Raw genomic sequence first — 1,108 nt, 5'->3', positions numbered from 1 at the left:
TTATACACCCAGCAATTGCCATCATGAGAGAGGTTATCTTCACTTTCAATATACCCCCCGAGGTCACCTTTTTTGACGTCACCAAAATCTCTTAAAGCTCTAATTCGCGTTAAGAAATGACCATCTATATATTCGCCATCATTAATAAACTCATATTTTTTTGCAGGCTCTTGTTTATTATTAGATGCGGTTTCATTTGAAATGTTAGAAATAACGGGGGTGTTTTTTGATATAGTGTTCATAACTAAATCCTTACGGGTTAATATTGTTTTCAATTGACAGCCTATAAAGGCGCCGGGTGTTGAAAACACGGCCGTAAGTCCGTTGCTATGCCTTCCCCATAAAAGGGTATTGTATAACATAGCCACACCCGACAAAATCGTTATATATGCTAATCGTAGCATAAAAGATAGTCAGTTTTTATAATAGGAATTAGGTTTATCGCAACCCATTCGCTTACGGTTAAGTGTTTTCATCACTTGATTATTTATATAACAAAATACGTATTTATTGTCAATTAATTTATGCACTTTTTTGATATTTTTTATGATTTTTTTAAATGCATTGTGTGTAAATATTATCATATTCTTATCAATTATTGCTATCTTATTGGCGTCTATTTGACTCTATATTACGCGATTTGGTTATTTACTCTTTTTACCTTCATAATAGTTAGAAACGCTCTTATTATGCGTATTTTTAACTTTATAAAGAATGCTTATTTTATAGAATGATTTTTGTGAATTTCTTTATAAGAGGTTCATAATTTAAACAGTCTTAATAGCTATCACTATCACCCCCTTATTAAGCAACGCGTTTTCATTTGCATTTTGGTTATTCGAGTTGCTGTTTTACGCATTCTTTATAACGGTTATATCCTTTATAGCCACCGCATCATTTTTCATTTTCATAAGAGAAATGATAATTGCTATTCATAGCTTGTTATGAAATCTCTAAAGAGAGACTGATAATTATAGAGATTAGCAAAATCCCTTTTAATAGACTTTTGTCAGTCTTGTCAGTTCTTTTTATACCCTATCTTATTTTTTTTATGAGATAAAAAATTAAAAACATTATTTTTCAATATGTTAAGTTTTATCTCTTTTTC

At 30.3% G+C, this 1,108-nt stretch carries 1 pseudogene; it reads right to left on the bottom strand.

What is annotated here, in order from left to right:
* A pseudogene (locus ABD915_RS09740) lies at window positions 1–242 on the bottom strand (hypothetical protein); the annotation flags it as partial.
* Between the last annotated feature and the right edge of the window lie 866 nt (window positions 243–1,108).

The organism is Bartonella jaculi, assembly GCF_039543045.1.
In the GTDB taxonomy this organism is placed as follows: domain Bacteria; phylum Pseudomonadota; class Alphaproteobacteria; order Rhizobiales; family Rhizobiaceae; genus Bartonella; species Bartonella jaculi.
Note: the sequence above shows the minus strand (reverse complement) of the source record. Positions and strands in the feature narration are given on the sequence as shown.